The 17,035-nt window shown below is 36.5% G+C and carries 17 protein-coding genes; 4 read left to right on the top strand and 13 right to left on the bottom strand.

Annotation, left to right across the window (positions count from 1 at the left end; all coding sequences use genetic code 11):
• Positions 1-55: 55 nt before the first annotated feature.
• Entirely contained in the window at positions 56-769 is a 714-nt protein-coding gene (locus DN392_RS10410; protein WP_001232989.1) for a CPBP family intramembrane glutamic endopeptidase, read from the bottom strand.
• A 241-nt stretch (positions 770-1,010) separates the two neighbouring features.
• Here DN392_RS10410 and DN392_RS30730 point away from each other — a divergent pair, with 241 nt between their 5' ends.
• Positions 1,011-1,139 (top strand): hypothetical protein, encoded by a 129-nt coding sequence (locus DN392_RS30730; RefSeq protein WP_255290092.1) that lies wholly within the window; start codon positions 1,011-1,013, stop codon positions 1,137-1,139.
• 49 nt (positions 1,140-1,188) lie between these two features.
• On the opposite strand, the gene DN392_RS10405 is transcribed toward DN392_RS30730, so the two are convergent.
• The 7 genes from DN392_RS10405 to DN392_RS10375 all read right to left on the bottom strand — a co-directional run bounded on the left by DN392_RS10405 (position 1,189) and on the right by DN392_RS10375 (position 8,783).
• The gene (locus tag DN392_RS10405) at positions 1,189-1,476 is read right to left on the bottom strand and encodes a DUF2178 domain-containing protein (RefSeq protein WP_016085685.1); all 288 of its coding nucleotides are present in this window, start codon (positions 1,474-1,476) and stop codon (positions 1,189-1,191) included.
• Positions 1,473-1,700, bottom strand: a complete 228-nt coding sequence (locus DN392_RS10400) for a helix-turn-helix transcriptional regulator (RefSeq protein ID WP_000813830.1) — start codon at positions 1,698-1,700, stop codon at positions 1,473-1,475. Before DN392_RS10400 ends, DN392_RS10405 begins: the two co-directional genes overlap by 4 nt.
• 184 nt (positions 1,701-1,884) lie before the next feature.
• Complete coding sequence (locus tag DN392_RS10395) at positions 1,885-2,442, bottom strand: TetR/AcrR family transcriptional regulator (protein WP_000074912.1); 558 nt, start codon at positions 2,440-2,442, stop codon at positions 1,885-1,887.
• A gap of 3 nt (positions 2,443-2,445) precedes the next feature.
• Positions 2,446-3,168 (bottom strand): MBL fold metallo-hydrolase, encoded by a 723-nt coding sequence (locus DN392_RS10390; RefSeq protein WP_001263840.1) that lies wholly within the window; start codon positions 3,166-3,168, stop codon positions 2,446-2,448.
• Between the two features lie 110 nt (positions 3,169-3,278).
• The gene (locus tag DN392_RS10385) at positions 3,279-5,063 is read right to left on the bottom strand and encodes an acyl-CoA dehydrogenase family protein (protein ID WP_000416287.1); all 1,785 of its coding nucleotides are present in this window, start codon (positions 5,061-5,063) and stop codon (positions 3,279-3,281) included.
• A 144-nt stretch (positions 5,064-5,207) separates the two neighbouring features.
• The gene (locus DN392_RS10380) at positions 5,208-6,380 is read right to left on the bottom strand and encodes an acetyl-CoA C-acetyltransferase (RefSeq protein ID WP_001206340.1); all 1,173 of its coding nucleotides are present in this window, start codon (positions 6,378-6,380) and stop codon (positions 5,208-5,210) included.
• Positions 6,381-6,401: 21 nt separating this feature from the next.
• Positions 6,402-8,783 (bottom strand): 3-hydroxyacyl-CoA dehydrogenase/enoyl-CoA hydratase family protein, encoded by a 2,382-nt coding sequence (locus tag DN392_RS10375; protein WP_000486361.1) that lies wholly within the window; start codon positions 8,781-8,783, stop codon positions 6,402-6,404.
• A gap of 237 nt (positions 8,784-9,020) precedes the next feature.
• On the opposite strand from DN392_RS10375, the gene DN392_RS10370 reads away from it, so the two are divergent.
• Together DN392_RS10370 and DN392_RS10365 are read left to right on the top strand one after the other, a co-directional pair.
• Positions 9,021-9,167 (top strand): YuzL family protein, encoded by a 147-nt coding sequence (locus tag DN392_RS10370; RefSeq protein WP_001096344.1) that lies wholly within the window; start codon positions 9,021-9,023, stop codon positions 9,165-9,167.
• 87 nt (positions 9,168-9,254) lie between these two features.
• Entirely contained in the window at positions 9,255-10,094 is an 840-nt protein-coding gene (locus tag DN392_RS10365) for a D-alanyl-D-alanine carboxypeptidase family protein (RefSeq protein ID WP_000831447.1), read from the top strand.
• Between the two features lie 22 nt (positions 10,095-10,116).
• Here DN392_RS10365 and DN392_RS10360 read toward each other — a convergent pair whose 3' ends face one another.
• The 4 genes from DN392_RS10360 to DN392_RS10345 all read right to left on the bottom strand — a co-directional run bounded on the left by DN392_RS10360 (position 10,117) and on the right by DN392_RS10345 (position 14,020).
• The gene (locus DN392_RS10360) at positions 10,117-11,034 is read right to left on the bottom strand and encodes a proline dehydrogenase family protein (RefSeq protein ID WP_000436767.1); all 918 of its coding nucleotides are present in this window, start codon (positions 11,032-11,034) and stop codon (positions 10,117-10,119) included.
• A gap of 311 nt (positions 11,035-11,345) precedes the next feature.
• On the bottom strand, positions 11,346-11,591 hold the full coding sequence (locus DN392_RS10355) for a YusU family protein (protein ID WP_001290594.1): 246 nt from the start codon (positions 11,589-11,591) through the stop codon (positions 11,346-11,348).
• A gap of 48 nt (positions 11,592-11,639) precedes the next feature.
• Positions 11,640-11,942, bottom strand: coding sequence for an MTH1187 family thiamine-binding protein (locus DN392_RS10350; RefSeq protein WP_001018865.1), 303 nt, complete (start codon positions 11,940-11,942; stop codon positions 11,640-11,642).
• A 77-nt stretch (positions 11,943-12,019) separates the two neighbouring features.
• Positions 12,020-14,020: a methyl-accepting chemotaxis protein gene (locus DN392_RS10345; protein ID WP_048566627.1), complete on the bottom strand. Its 2,001-nt coding sequence runs from the start codon at positions 14,018-14,020 to the stop codon at positions 12,020-12,022.
• A 188-nt stretch (positions 14,021-14,208) separates the two neighbouring features.
• Between DN392_RS10345 and DN392_RS10340 the strand changes: the two genes are divergently transcribed.
• Positions 14,209-14,967, top strand: coding sequence for a TrmB family transcriptional regulator (locus DN392_RS10340; protein ID WP_000939487.1), 759 nt, complete (start codon positions 14,209-14,211; stop codon positions 14,965-14,967).
• A gap of 30 nt (positions 14,968-14,997) precedes the next feature.
• On the opposite strand, the gene DN392_RS10335 is transcribed toward DN392_RS10340, so the two are convergent.
• Positions 14,998-16,881, bottom strand: a complete 1,884-nt coding sequence (locus tag DN392_RS10335) for a thioester domain-containing protein (protein ID WP_149238017.1) — start codon at positions 16,879-16,881, stop codon at positions 14,998-15,000.
• Between the last annotated feature and the right edge of the window lie 154 nt (positions 16,882-17,035).

The raw sequence follows: 17,035 nt of genomic DNA, 5'->3' as shown, positions 1-17,035 counted from the left end.
AATAAAAGATGAATAGCTAGGCCATTCATCTTTTATGCTAAATATTCATTCAATTTTATAAAGAAACAATCATACTTATACTCACAAGTAGGTTCCATACAATATGTAAAATGATGCTAGGTACAATAGATTGTGTTTTCTTATATAACATAGCAAATACAATCCCCATAATCATTGCCGTAACCGGAAAACCACCATGAAGAATCCCAAAGATAAAGGAAGAAATAATGATACCAACTAGAAAACTATATTTCTTTTCAAAAAATCGATACAAAATACCTCTATATAAAATTTCTTCTTTAATTGGTGTAATTATAGCAACACTTAACACATATATAATACTTTGTAGACTATTTTGAAGTCCTAAGCTCCCTAATTGATCTCGTTGCTGCTCTGCACTTTCAAAGCTAAACAACTCTAACATTACATACTGAGTTAATGCAATGATGATAAAACCTATTAATAAATACAAGTAGGTTTTCCCATTTTTTAAAACAGATACATCCCATATGTTCTTAATAAAATGAAGCACTGGTTTATAAGCAAATAAAACAATAGTAACAACAGCTGCATCAAATAGAAGTAAATAATATCCCTCTAAATGAGCACGTAATACCTCTTCTCCAAAAATTCCAAGGGCTAAAGCAAGGAATAATCCCCCTAAGAGTGAGAACCCTAGAATGCTTGCAATCGTTACAACTAGATTTTTATATGTTATGTTATCTACTTCTCTTTCTGCATTATACGCGTCTAATACTGTTTTTCTCATACTATTCCTCCATTTGTTTTCATTACCTTAATAAAAACCCTTTAATACAAATATATAGATAATATAACAAAATTTTCAAAAAGAATAATATGCAATTTTACATATTATGAAAACTTTATATTCTATAGTTTTAGGAATCAGATTGCTATGCAATAATTATTATATGAAATTTCAAAAAACACTTCCTATCCACCATAACCCTCGCATCATATAAAACTTATTAGTTAAAGGAGCAATGAACATGAAAACACATGACTTCCTTACAGAAATCCAGAAAGGTTCTGAGCCTAGTCCATATCAAGATCCTATCGCATTTATTTTCGTTTGCTTTTCCTTAGCCATATACACATTTTTCAAACCAGCTAAATAATATCATTTAACAAGAAAGAGCCTCTAAACCATTAGAGACTCTTTTCCAGTTAATATCTTCTTTTTAAAACTACGATAGTTAAAGCATAAGAACAAAGTACCCCTGCTAATAAAAATGCATTTGCTAATTTATACTGTTCACCTGTCAATGAATATAGATTCCCAATTAAAAAGATAACTAAATATAGAAATAAAAATACAAACAATGAAATTTTAGCTGCATTCCCTGTAATATGCTCGCCTCTTTCATCTTCCCCTTCATTCTTCTGAAAACGTGTTGAATATAAAACACCTATTAGCCCTGCTACTGAGATTATTATCCCTATTACAATACTCATTCCGTTTCCCCCTCTATCTTATATTGAAAAACTTCATGAAACTCCTTACCTAAAATATGTGCAATTTCAAAAGCTAAAATTAAAGATGGATTATAACGATTCGCTTCAATTGAGGCGATTGTTTGTCTACTTACCCCAGCTTTGTTCGCTAAATCTGTTTGTGACCAGCGCTTTTCTGCTCTGAGTACAACGAGATTATTTTGTAAATTCCCACTTTGTTTCATAACCTCTCCTTGTTTTACATTATTTTCTATATTTTGATTGTAATTTATTTTTAACATCATGTAAACTATTTTTAACATAAATAAAGTGAAACTTTAATCCTCCCACCTACCATTCTTTTGGAATCATATGCACTAAAAAAACCTTAGACTCGCTTCTAAGGTTTTTAGTTGCCTCGCTTCTTATTCAATCTCTCATTACATGTAGTCCTTTAATAAACGTTTCCAATAATACATGTAAACTTGTATCTAAATCTAGCGGCAAACCAAATCCACCCTGCTGTTCAATCGACGCAAATCCATGACAAATACTTCTGAATCCACGTGTCGCATGAAGTGCATTCTCTCCTTCTAAGCCGTATTGTTGTAAAACATGAAGACAAAGCTTCACAATTCCGTCTCCTGCTTTTCTTACTTCTTCATCTCGTAAAAAGGTTGCTTCATACAATCCAGGATGTTTGCGTACGAATGCTACATACGCTTCTCCTAAAGCATGAATTGCCTCGTCCATACGTTTACCCCCGGCCGCTTCTTCCAGTCTGTTATGCAGCTGTTGTATTCCGTAAATACCAAGATTTTTGCGTACATCTTGTAACCCTTTCACATGATTATATAGCGAGGGCGAACGTATCCCTAACCTTTGCGCTAATGAAGCTAATGTTACTTCTTGTATTCCATTTGCATCTGCAATTTCTGCAGCTGTTTCTACAATTTTCGGTAATGTAAGTCCGATTCTTGGTGACATAAATTAACCTTCTTTCATACTTTCTATATTCCGCTTAGCTTCCTTAATGGCAAGCTCTATGATAGCGCCTGGATCATTTATCATTTTCCCATGCCCTGCCGCAAGCAAGGACGGCTCATATTCTCTTAGCTTCTCTGCACTTTGTAATGCGACTTCTTTACTCCACGTTGCCATCGCCGGAAACGGAAACCAAAATTTCATTTGTCCCGAAACAGCCATACCTCCTCTTGTTTGAAATGCATCCCCAACAATAAGAGCTTTATTTCGTATATCAAGAAACGACATGGATCCTGGGGTATGACCCGGTGTCATAATCGCAAGAAGCGATCCAACTCGGTCGCCATCTTCTAATAAAACATCAGGTGCCGTTTTCACCTTTTTAGGTACACCGCCTTTTATTGGCGTATTTGGTTCATCCTTTTGTAACGTCGTATCGCCTTCTAACAGCTTTGCGTCCCGTTTAGAAATATAGACTGGAACATTAGGAAGTACTTCCTTTAATGCGTCTAGTGCACCGATGTGATCATCATGCGCATGTGTTAATACAATATTCGTAATTGGTTTCCCTATTTTCTCAGCCGCCTGTAAAATTCCTTTTGCGCTATATGGCAAAGCCGCATCAATTAAAGTTAAACCATCTTCTTCCTCCACAAAGTAACAATTCACAGGAAACACTCTTGGCAAAAATGACAATTGATATACCGTTTTTTCATGTATCACTCTCATATTTCCAGCTCCCTTTCCACAAAAACTAATACCATTAGTTTTATTAAAATTATATTTTTTCACAAAAAAATAACAGTAGTCGTTTATACGACTACTGTTATTTAAAGGTATTAAACTGTATAACGCTCATCTTCTAAAATTTTCGCAGCGATTTCACGTTTCTTCGGAATTACGTTAAGTGGTGTGTGGCGAGTTAATTTACGTAATGATGATAACATCATGCGCAGCATGTCGCCGTTTTCAACTGCGATAAGTGTTTCTTTCGCATCTGCTTCGATTTCGTTAAATGCTTCTTGGCAGAATACTTCAGTGTATAACACTTTTTGTTTATTCTTTTCAAGGCCAGTTGTTTTGATTGCTTTTTCTGTACGAAGAACAGCTGATTCCATTGCGTATAGATTGCTTACGATGTCAGCGATATTCACAAGAATTTCTTGCTCTTTATCTAATGCTTTACCGTATTTTTGAGCAGCTAATCCAGCTACCATTAAGCCGATTTTCTTCGCATTAGTTACTAAATACTTTTGAAGTGCTAATGGCTCATCGCCTACTTCTTCTGGCATCATCATCATTAACTCTTCTTGTAATTTTTGTGCTTTTTGAAGAAGTGGTAATTCACCTTTCATCGCTTTACGTAAGAACGTACCTGGTACGATTAGGCGGTTAATTTCGTTCGTTCCTTCGAAAATACGGTTAATACGAGAATCACGGTACATTCTTTCAATCTCGTACTCTGCCATAAATCCGTAACCACCGTGAATTTGAACACCTTCATCTACTGTATAGTCTAATACTTCAGAACCGAATACTTTGTTTAAAGAGCACTCGATTGCATATTCAGCGATAGAAGCTGCTACTGCTTTACCGTCCTTTACTTCCTCTTCAGATAATGTGCTCATGCGGCTTTCGAATAAACCTACTGTACGGTATACAGAGCTTTCAGCTGCATATGTTTTCGCTGCCATATTCGCAAGTTTCTCTTGAATTAATGGGAAGCGAGCGATCGGTTGTTTGAACTGTTGACGTTGGTTTGCATATTGTGCTGAAATTTCTACTGCACGTTTCGCAGATCCAACTGTACCAACACCTAATTTATAACGGCCGATATTTAAAATGTTGAACGCGATAATATGACCTTTACCGATTTCGCCAAGTAAGTTTTCTTTCGGTACTAATGCATCTTCTAAAATTAACGTACGAGTTGAAGAACATTTAATACCCATTTTCTTTTCTTCTGGGCTTGTAGATACGCCAGCATATTCTTTCTCTACGATAAATGCTGAGAAGTGCTCTCCATCAATTTTTGCGTATACGATAAATACGTCAGCGAATGCAGAGTTTGTAATCCATTGTTTTTCACCATTTAATACGTAATGTGTACCTTCTGCATTTAAACGTGCAGTTGTTTTCGCACCTAATGCATCAGACCCTGAACCTGGCTCTGTTAATGCGTATGCCGCTAATTTTTCACCAGTTGCAAGTAATGGTAAATACTTTTTCTTTTGCTCTTCATTACCGAATAACACGATTGGTAATGATCCGATACCTACGTGAGCACCGTGAGTAATTGCAAAACCACCAGCGCGAGAGAATTTCTCTGCGATTAACGCTGAGCTTACTTTATCAAGGCCAATTCCACCGTACTCTTCTGGTACGTCAGCGCCTAATAAACCAAGTTCCCCAGCTTCTTTTAAAAGACGAACAGAACGATCAAACTCGTGTTGCTCTAAATATTCAAGCTCTGGAAGAACTTCATTTACGATAAAGTCCTCTGTCGTTTTTGCAATCATTTTATGCTCAGATGAAAAATCCTCTGGCGTAAACACTTGATCAATCGTAATCTCATCAACTAAAAAGCTACCGCCTTTAACCGCATTTCCTACTGTTTTTTCCATGAAAATTTCCTCCTTCATATTTTCATAAGCCGCTTCTTTCTTTTTGAAAGAAGCTGGCTCTCAATTTTATTTTTTATAAACCTTTGTTGCTTCCATTCTTTGCTTTAGTGTCCTCTCGTTCTGAGCAAGCCACCTGCACTTTTTTTATAGTAATTCAAACACTCCTGCTGCTCCCATTCCGCCGCCGATACACATTGTTACGATACCGAATTGTTGGTTGCGGCGTTTCATTTCGTGAATAAGAGATAGTGTTAGTTTTGCTCCTGTACAGCCAAGTGGATGTCCAAGTGCTATTGCACCGCCGTTTACGTTTACTTTTTCTTCATCTAAACCAAGCTCACGAATAACCTGGATTGATTGAGAAGCGAATGCTTCATTTAGTTCGAATAGGCCGATATCAGATAGCTCTAAACCAGCTAATTTTAACGCCTTTGGAATTGCAGCGATTGGACCGATTCCCATTACTTCTGGTGGTACGCCAGCTACTGCAAATGAACGGAATTTCGCAAGTGGTTTCATGCCATCACTCACTGCTTTTTCACGATCCATTAATAGTACAGATGCTGCACCGTCACTCATTTGTGAAGAGTTACCAGCTGTTACAGAACCGCGAACGTTAAATGCTGGACGTAATTTACCTAAAATGTCTAGCGACGTTTCCGCTCTTACACCTTCGTCTTGCGCGAAAATGATTGTTTCTTCTTGCAGTTTATTGTTTGATCCAACAGTACGTAACGTTACATCTACAGATACTGTTTCATCAGCAAAGTTCCCTGCAGCTAATGCTTTCGCAGCACGTTGATGACTTCTTACTGCAAATGCATCTTGTTCTTCACGAGAAATTCCATATTTCACAGCAACTTGCTCTGCTGTATGTCCCATACCCATATAATATTCTGGAGCTGCTTCAACAAGGCGACTATTTGGACGAACAACGTGTCCCATCATCGGAACTAAACTCATTGATTCCGCTCCGCCTGATAATACAGCTTCCGAGTGACCAAGCATAATGCGCTCCGCTCCGTAAGCAATACTTTGTAACCCTGAAGAACAGTAACGGTTAATTGTAATAGCTGGAACATCGTAAGAAAGTCCTGCTAGTCCGCCGATATTACGAGCCATATTTAACCCTTGCTCTGCTTCTGGCATCGCACAACCGAAAATTAAATCATCGATTGGTCCTTCATAATTCGCACGCTTTAATGTTTCCTTTACTACTAACGCCCCTAGATCGTCAGGACGAACTGTTTTTAATGAACCCCTCTTTGCTTTTCCAATTGGTGTTCTTGCTCCCGCAACAATGACAGCTTCTCTCATGAACGATATCTCCCCTCGTTATTAGTTACGTAATGGCTTTCCTTTTACAAGCATGTGCTGCATTCTTGCTTGTGATTTCATCTCACTTACTAAGCTAATAAATGCTTCACGTTCTACATCTAATAAATACTGCTCATCAACTTCTGTTCCGTACGGCACTTTTCCGCCCGCGATGACATATGCAAGTTTCTTCGCAATGTGAAGATCATGTTCAGAAATGTAACCTGATAAATGCATTGCTTCTGCACCAAGTACAAGAGTTGCATATCCTGTTTCACCAACAACTGGTATCTTTTTACGGATCGGTGCTTTATAGCCAGCTTCATATAAAGAAAGTGCTTTTTGTTTCGCATCATATAGTAAGTGATCACCATTCACACTAATACCGTCTTTATCGCCTAAGAAGTTGTTCGATACAGCTTCTTGTGCTGATGTAGAAACTTTCGCCATCGCTACAGATTCGAATACTTTATTCGCAACTTTTTGCAGATCAAACTCTACACCGTTTGGCATTTTATTTAAGTGTTTAATGTATAGCTCTTTATTACCGCCTCCGCCAGGGATTAAGCCAACACCAACTTCTACTAAGCCCATATACGTTTCGCTAGAAGCTTGAATGCTCGCTGCTGGTAAGCAAACTTCTGTACCTCCACCAAGCGTCATACCATATGGTGCTGCTACAACTGGCTTAGAAGAGTATTTAATTTTCGTCATTGCATCTTGGAAGTTTTTAACAACTAACTCAATTTCAAAGTAGTTGTCATCTTGCGCTTCCATTAAGATCATTGCTAGGTTCGCACCAACGCAGAAGTTCTTCGATTGGTTACCGATAACAAGACCTTTATAATTCTTTTCTACTTCATCAACAGCGTAGTTAATCATTTGCGTAATATCCATACCGATTGCATTGCTCTTCGAATGGAATTCTAAGCAAAGGATACCGTCGCCTAAATCGATTAAGCTCGCTCCGCTATTTTTCTTTAATACGCCATTTTTCGCTTTTAATTGTTTAAGAGAAATTGCCTTTTTATTACGTTCGATTAGCTTATATTCGCCATTATCGTAATAGTAGCTATCTCCGTTATCATGTTTGTAGAAAGTAGTGAAACCTTTCTCTAACATTTCTTTCACCCAAGTCGGAACAACTACGCCGTTTTCTTCCATCTTTTGAACGGACTTTTCAACGCCGATTGCATCCCAAACTTCAAATGGTCCTTGCTCCCAGCCGAAGCCCCACTTCATCGCTTGGTCAATTGCAACGATATCGTCAGCAATTTCTTTATGAAGTTTTGCAGAGTATAAAAGAGTTGGTGTGATGATGTTCCATAACAACTCTCCTGCGCGGTCTTTCGCGTATACAAGCGCTTTCAATTTATTCGATAAACCTTTTTCTTGTTTACTTAACTCGATAGATGCAGCTTTTAATTTTTTGCGAGCTTCGTATTCCATCGTTTCAGGATTTAGTTCTAAAATTTCTTTTCCTTGTTTTAAGAAGAAGCCTTGACCTGTTTTGCTTCCAAGCCATTTTTTATCAAGCATGTCATGCATGAAAGCTGGTACTTTAAATACATCACGCTCTTCTTCTTGTACGTTTTCATATACGTTATTTGCAACGTGTACGAATGTATCTAAACCAACAACATCTAATGTACGGAACGTTGCGCTCTTCGGACGACCAATAAGTGGGCCTGTTACAGAATCAACTTCCCCAATGCTATAGCCGCGTTTTATCATCTCTTGAAGAGTTACTAATAAACCGTACGTACCGATGCGGTTTCCAATAAAGTTTGGTGTGTCTTTTGCGATAACAACGCCTTTTCCAAGAACGTCTTCGCCAAATAGTTTCATGAAGCTTAATACTTGTGGATCTGTTTCTTTCGTCGGTATTACCTCTAGAAGTTTTAAATATCGTGGTGGGTTAAAAAAGTGTGTGCCTAAGAAGTGCTTCTGGAAGTCGTCTGAACGACCTTCTGCCATTTTTTCAACTGAAATGCCTGACGTATTCGAGCTTACAATAGAACCCTTTTTACGAACAGCATCTACTTTTTCAAATAGTTTCTTTTTAATATCTAAGTTTTCAACTACTACTTCAATAATCCAATCTACATCAGCTAGACGCTCAAGATCATCTTCTAAGTTACCTGCTTCAATCAGTGCTAGATTTCCTTTCACTGTCAGAGGAGCTGGTTTTTGCTTTAATAGTTTTTGCACAGCCGTATTACTAAAACGATTTCTCACACTTTTATGTTCTAATGTAAGTCCCTTCGCTTCCTCTTCTTTTGTTAGCGCAGGTGGTACAATATCAAGCAATAATGTCGGAATACCAATATTAGCTAAGTGTGCCGCAATCCCTGAACCCATTACGCCTGAACCTAGAACAGCAGCCTTTTTAATTTGGAACATCCATTTCTCCCCCTATTCTTGAATGAATGCTCATTCAATTTTTCGACATAAGTCGCAATCAATGAGTGAGCCTCTACTAATAAATATATGATACAGTTTGAATTTTCGCAATATATTTATTGATAAAATTTTCTGAAATAAATATTTTTCTTTTATTTGCCCATGCTATATATATGTATTTTCTTCACTCAAATACACTTTTCCTTTTTATAATCTGACGAAACTGGAGGAATATATATGGCAAAACTTAAGAAGAACCCTTCAAAGGCTGGAATTAGCGCAGCAAGCGTAACGGGAAATGCAGGTCCGCATAATCACGGTGTGGAAAAGGGCCGTCAAGGTAATAACCAACAATATAAGAAGCATAATATGGGCGAAAAATAACGGTATATTTTTGGGCAGAAAACGTGGCATAATGGGTAATGGCTGCTTTTTCTGCCCAATTTATTTGTAACAAATGAGGGAATTATAATGAAACGAACAATAGTTATAATTGTAATGATTGCTACACTATTTACAGGGATGATTTTCTTCTCTTATGCACAAAGGCAACAAGCTGTAAGAGCGGATCAACCTAACATTACTGGGCAATATGGCATTACAATCGATGCAGACACAGGTGAAATTTTGTATGGGAAGCGGGAAGACGAACGCTCTTATCCGGCTAGTATAGGGAAAATGATGACTACCTTACTCTTACTAGAGAATGTAAAAGAAAATGAAGAAATTACAGTTACAGAGAACGCAATTAAAACAGAAAGTCAAAGTAAGAAAATTAAACTTCGTGCCGGGGAAAAGTTAAAACGTGATGAGGCATTAAAGCTTATGCTTATCATTAGTGCAGACCCAATAGCTGAATCCATCGCAGAACATATCGCAGGATCAAAAAATGAATTTGTAAAAATGATGAATGCAAGAGCGAAGGAACTTGGTACAAAGCATGCGACTTTCAAAAACGCAAGTGGTGCTGATGCACTTGGAAATAAAGTATCGCCATATGACATTGCTATGATTACGAAAGAAGCATTAAAGTACCCAGTTGTTTTAGAATATATGAATTCAACACGTACAACTCTACATACTTCAGAACGCTCTCCAAACATCGCAAACTATGGACGAGAAGAACTATATGACGATCCATATGCAATTGGAAGTAAAAGCGGTCTATCAGCACTCGGAAAATATACGGTCGTAACAGTGGATGAAAAAGACGGTAAACGCGTCATTAATGTTGTATTATCTTCTACTCGCACGCAGCTATATCCTGATACGAAGAAAATGGCACATTACGCATTTCAGCAATTAAAATAACCAAGGAGTATTTTCTCCTTGGTTATTTTTTAACCATACCTTTTAACACGAACGCAACGTTTGCTGGACGCTCTGCTAAACGACGCATGAAGTAGCCATACCAGTCGTTTCCATAAGGCACATAAACACGCATTTTGTAACCTTCTTTTACTAGCTCAAGTTGACGCTCATTACGAATACCATATAACATCTGGAATTCAAATTGGTCTCTTGGAATGTTGTGTTCTTCGGCAAGTTTTTTCGTATATTCAATAATCGCTTCGTCATGTGAAGCAATTGCAGTATAATTTCCATTTAATAAGTGCATTTTTATAATTTTTTTATAGTTATCATCTACATCTTTCTTATCCGGGAACGCTACCTCTTCAGGTTCTTTATAAGCTCCTTTTACAAGACGTAAATTCGGACTATAAGCATTTAATTCTTCCATATCTTTTTCTGTACGATATAAGTAAGCTTGAATAACTGTACCAATATTATCGTATTCAGATTTTAATTGTTTAAAGATCTCAATTGTTTTCCCGCAGCGCGTATAGTCTTCCATATCAATTGTAATAAACACACCATTTTCTTTTCCAGCTTCTAAAATACGGCGCATGTTGTTCATTACGATTTCATCAGAGATATCTAATCCCATAGAAGTCATCTTTAAAGAAAGCTGCGAATTAAGACCTTCTCTTCCAATTGCACGAATCGCTTCAATCGATTCGCTAGCCATTTCATTTGCTTCCGCTTCGTTATCAACGAATTCACCTAAATAATCGATCGTTACACAAAGACCTTGCTTATTTAATGCTTTAATTGCAGCTGTCGCTAATTCAATCGTTTCCCCTGCGACGAAGCGACCTGCACCAAAGCGCAAACCATACTTTTTAGCCAGTTTTGTTAGCGCTTTATTTTTTGACAAGAAAAGAAACGAATTTCGCATTAATTGTTCCATGTAATTCACCCCTATGACTGTGATTTATCTGTTTTTTACCCCTCTTCAAAATTATATCACTGTTTAAAATTATTGGATACAAATAATTATTTAGATAATTTATAAAATACTATAAAAATATTTAAAACCCTATATTCTTGCTTATAAATATGCCTGAAATATTTTTCGACATTTAGAAAAATGGAGTTTACTAAGCACAAAATAGGCATGTCGAATATTTTCGACATGCCTATAAAATCCTTTATATTCTATGTAAATTATATAAGGATATTAATACAGAAAACTTGAGATTATATTTACCTCAAGTTTTTTTATTGCTCATTTCTCTTCTCTTCATTCAGCCTTTTAATATCTGTAATTAACTGTACCATCTCTTCTTTTGCATCGGGATATGTCTCATTCCAGTGCTTCACTAAAGCCGGCATCGTCTTTGCTATGTAAGAATACAGTGCCCACTTCTGCACCTGCTCTTTTCTCTCTTCATTGCTCTCTCCAAGTAATAACTCCGTGTATTTCTCTAACAACCCGTCAAATTGTTCATTAAACTTTTCACTCATCTTATTTACCTCCTACATGAAAAAAGCAGCGAAGATCGCTGCTTTTCCTTATAATTTTGATCGAACAGAGTTTAATTTTTTCTCCATTGTGCTTACTTTATCACGACGATCATCGATACGAATTGTTGTTGCAACGCGCTGTGCACCTTTCGTATATGGAACTTCATGCATTTGTTGAATTACTTCTAGAATGACAGGAAGATCTCCTTCAATTACTGTATTCATTGGTGTTAATTGATACTTCACGCGATTTGCATTTTTCTCTAGCACCTTTTGTACTTCTGCTACATATTCACTAACACTTGGATTACCAGTTCCTACTGGAATAATCGATACGTCAACAATTGCCATAGTAGTCTTCCTCCTATAATTGCTTCTTATATATCCATTGTCTATTTTACCGAAATACTCATCATTTTACTAATTTGTTATTCCTCTATTTTAAACTGCTCAACCAATCTTTCTAAGTCTCTCATATGCTCCGTCAAACTTTCCATCGTATGAGCTACCTTTTCTAGATGACTCACTTGAGATTCAGTTGCAGCATTTACTTCTTCCGAAACAGCTGCGCTTTCTTGACTTGTACTAGCAATTGTATGCATTACCGTTGTAATTTCTCCTTGCTCGTAACCGATGTTATGTACCTCTTCGACAATTTGTTCCACTGAAGTACTAATCGTATTTACAACTGACATAATTGTACGGAATTCCGCCTCTGCCTCTGTCGTAACGTTATTTTGCACATCCGCAATATCTTTTAATTTACTTACAACCTCTACAACTCGTTTTACCTCTACTTGTACATCACCAATCATTGTTGCGATTTCTCCTGTCGCCTCTTTCGATTGTTCCGCTAACTTTCGAACTTCTTCAGCAACAACAGCAAACCCTTTACCTTGTTCACCTGCACGCGCCGCTTCAATCGAAGCATTTAAAGCAAGTAAATTCGTTTGATCCGAAATACCCTTTATAAGCTCTACAACATTTTGAATCGATCCAACTCTTTGCTCTAACTTTCCGGATGCTTCCTCTGTATGAACAACAATCGAAGATGATTGGCCCCTTGTACGAACTAAATTCCGCATCGTATTTAATCCTTGCTTAGATGCCTCTTCAGCTTTGCCAGCCACTCCTTTTATTTCACCAACAGAGTTATTCATTTGTTCCACTGACTGCGCCATATTCTCGAGCTGCTCTGAAACTTCATCTACACTATTAGCAAGAGTGGACGCTCCTCCGCTCACATCATCCATTGCACCTGATACTTCTCTACTAGCTGCTACAGTTTCATTCGTTAAATAATGTAGATTGCTCGTTGATTGTTGCACTGTTGATACACTATTTTTAATTTTACTTACCATCTCATTCATTTGCTCAACCATATGATTAAAATGGTTCGTCAGTTCTCCAACTTCGTCCTTACTTGTCACTTTCATTCGTAACGTTAAATCACCTTCTGCTACTTTTTGAACGTGATTCGTTAATAGTTGCAGTGGTCTTGCTAATCTTCTTGAGAACAAGTATGAAGCTACGATTCCAACTAATAAGCTAATACATGCCATTATAATGACTGTATTTCTCGTACTATTTAATAACTCATCAATCGTTTCTTTCGGATAAAAAATTCCTATTTTCCATTTCATCAAATCAAATGACTGACTATAAACAACTACATCTTCACCTTTTAATGTAGTGACAGCATATTTTGTTACATCTTTATTTAAACTCTTCACAAGTGGTTCTTTCGAAACATCTTTCCCGATTTTATCTGGGTAAACAAGAGCCATATTTTTATCATTTATAATAAACATTTCTCCGCCATTATTGTATTGAATATTATGAAGTAACTTCTGAATTGTTCCAAGTGATACATCCATCGCTACAACACCTAATACAGATCCATCTTGAGCTGTAATTGCTTTAGAAACTCCCACACTTAGCTTACCTGTCGCAATTTCATACATAGGTTGCCCCCAGTGAACCTTTTTCACATCAGCTTCTGAGTCTTTATACCAAGGTCTTGTCGTTGGGTCATATCCTTCTGGCACTTGTCCACCTTCAGCAAGATTGGCACTTAATGTTTTTTTATCTTTCGTACCAATATATAAGTCTAAAATGCCAGGATGATTCTTTTTATACTCCGAAAACTCTTTCGTCAAAAATGCTTCCTCTTCTGGAGTAACTCCGTCTTGAAGTATATTACGAACCATCTCACTGCTCGCATAATACCCCATATCTTCATCCGTTCTTTGAACAAATGTCGTAAGTTGCTCTGTCACAAGATCCATCGTATTTTGAGAATACTGGTCTAAGGAGCGCACTTCCTTCTCTTTCTGTAATTGATACATAGCTGTACCTAATATTACAAACATCATAGAAATAAGAACCGAAAATACTACCGCAATTTTTAAACGTAAACTTCTCAACATCTTCCCCCAAGCATTCCCTTCATGTTGTATTGTAATCGTATTAATCACTATATTAAGTATAATGGATAAAATTAAAAAATTGAAACTAATTCTCATTTCAATCTGATTAGAAAACCTACTACCACTTGTGTAAAAACAAATAGTTCATTATCCTTAAGCTATATAATCTCATTCGTTCGGAGGGAACTATGTTACAAAAATTCGGTTTCTCACAATATGAAAGCCAAGCTTACGAAGTTGTCGTATCAAGCAACGAACCATTAGATGCTACAACGATCGTGAAGCATTCTGGTGTCCCAAAAGCAAAAATATATGAAGTGCTTGCACGCCTAATCGATAAAGGAATGGTAATGGATTCCGTTTCAGAGAAGAAAAAGATGTATACAGCATTACCACTCAAGCTAGCAATTGAAAAATTAACGACAGAATTCCAATCAAATATTAAAGAATTGGAAACGAATATATCGAAAAAATCATTTACAGATGACCGTGTATGGAGCTTAAAAATGCAATCTTCTATTCGAGTTCAAAGTAAAGAACTCATCGAAAGTGCAAAAGAATCAATTCGCATTTCAGCTTGGAATGATACTCTTTTAGAATATCTTCCGTTATTAGAAGAAAAGGCAAAACAAGGGGTCAAAACCGAGTCCCTTATCGTTGGAAACGTAGAAACAAACTTAGAAAACATGCATTTTCTAATCCCAGCTGAAGAGCCTAACGCGCTAGAGCGCTACTTACTACTCATCGTTGACGACCATGAAATTTTATTTGCTGGTGTAGAGCAAGAATCGTGGCAAGCAATGAAAACAATGTCACAACCTTTCGTGAAGTTCTTTACAGAATTTTTCTATCATGACGTTGCACTTGCGAAGATTACCCAGAAACACCATGATCTCTTTATGGAAGATGAGGAAATTAAGAGTTTGTTGATGAAGTTGAGATACTAAAAAAACGCCTCTATTACAAGGCGTTTTTTTCTACATTTCTTTTCTATTTTTCATCCTTAACACATAAGCACCCGCAATAATAAAACCAATTCCTAAAACGAATAAAGCGGTAAATTCATTGCCGACGCCGCCAGTAGCTGGTAAACGCACTTCATTATGAGTATTAGGTTGTTGCATTGGCTTCACATCAGCCGAAGGTTTCACTTCTTCATTCGGTATTGGCTTATTTGACTTAGAAGGAAGCGATGCCTTTTCTTCTTTCTTATTTTTCACAATATGTTTAATAATTTCTCCATTCTCTTTTATTTCAAATGCAAATGTCTCTTCATTTATTACATATCCATTCGGTGCTATTGTTTCTTTATACTTGTACTTTCCGTATGGTAGTTTAAATTTCGCTATACCTTTTTCATCCGTTTTCCCTTTTACTACTTCTTTTCCTTGTTCGTTGTAGATTGTAAATTCTGCATTTGGCAGTTTCGTATTCCCATCTGCTACATCTACTTTCGTTATTTCTAACTCACCTTCTACCTTCTTATCTTGAACGATATGTTTAATAATTTCTCCGTTCTCTTTTATTTCAAATGCGAACGTCTCTTCATTTATTACATATCCATTCGGCGCTATTGTTTCTTTATACTTGTACTTTCCGTATGGTAATTTGAATTTCGCTATACCTTGCTCATTTGTTTTTCCTTTTACTACTTCTTTTCCTTGTTCGTTGTAGATTGTAAATTCTGCATTTGGTAGTTTCGTATTCCCATCTGCTACATCTACTTTCGTTATTTCTAGTTCACCTTTTATATTTTCATTTTTCAACTCTAATACAGCAGTTTCACCAGTTTTCACTTCAATTTTTTTAACACTTCCGTCTAACACATATCCAGCTGGCGCTTGAATTTCTTTGACGCTATATATGCCGATTGAAAGATTACCTAACTCCGCAATCCCCTTATCATTAGTCGTGACATTTTGTTTAAAGTTTTCATTAGAAACCTCAAACACCGCCCCTTTTAATAATTCCTTTTTTTCTCCTAATTTCATAATCTTTAAAGAGCCTACTGATTCCCAATTTACAACTAAATCTGTACTGATTTTCTCACTATTTCTTTGTAACAATACCGTTGTATTTTGAACTTTTTCTGATCCTTTAAAAGCTATCGCTTGTAAATTTGTTAAATTAGACTTTACTTTCATTTTAAAATTACCACTACTCGTATTTTTCGGGATTAAAATTTTAAATTTTTCGTTAATTGATAATATACTTTTCTCTTCTCCATTTTCATTTACAATTCGAAGCCCTTTAGGAGCACCTTCAGGAAGTATTGTATAAGAGCCAGAAACCGCATTTGTTTGCACTGCATAAAACCCTGTTTCTAAATAATCATCTTTTTGTGTAGCAGTTTGTGGATCTACAGGATTAACTTTAAAGAATACATCTTGTGATCCAGTTTCTTTTTTTGAAGCCTCTACTAAACGCTTCATAAGATTATGTACTCGTTCATTCTTTGCAACTAAATCTTCTTCCGTTAATTCATTCGCTGCAATCCATACCGCTAATTGTGTAGCATAATGCGCTTCTTCCGTTGTCGCTACATCTAATTCAGATGGGCTTTTTTGAGGATATCCGTTCAATAAAACACGGTATACAGAATCAGATGTTTTCCCCATTTCAGGCAAATCATCCCCATTGGGTGAACGTAAATCAGGCGTTAAACAATACGCAATACTACCCGAAGCCGTTTTAATTATTTCGGTCTTTATTTCACGATGTTTCGAATTACTATAGCTCCAATCCATTTTATATGTTTCTCTGTTCATTACTTCTGCCTTTACTTGTGGCATTGCAATTCCTAATAAAATAATAAGAGCGCTTAAAAAACTAAACCATTTTCCTACCATCTTTCGTTTCATTCTCTCCACCACCATATGTAAATTTCTGTATGAAGCAATCTTACTGTTTCATTGTACTTATAGTAAAAAAAAGAGAATAGGTGGTTTTTTTGTAGTATCTTGTCGAATTGTTGAGAAAGTTCCAAAGTAATAAGCAACTTTAAAATTATTTGCT

Origin of the sequence: Bacillus sp. BB51/4, assembly GCF_008368845.1 — a bacterium.
Lineage (GTDB): Bacteria > Bacillota > Bacilli > Bacillales > Bacillaceae_G > Bacillus_A > Bacillus_A wiedmannii.
The sequence above is the reverse complement of the archived record's forward strand: the minus strand, read 5'-3'. Positions and strand labels throughout refer to the sequence as shown.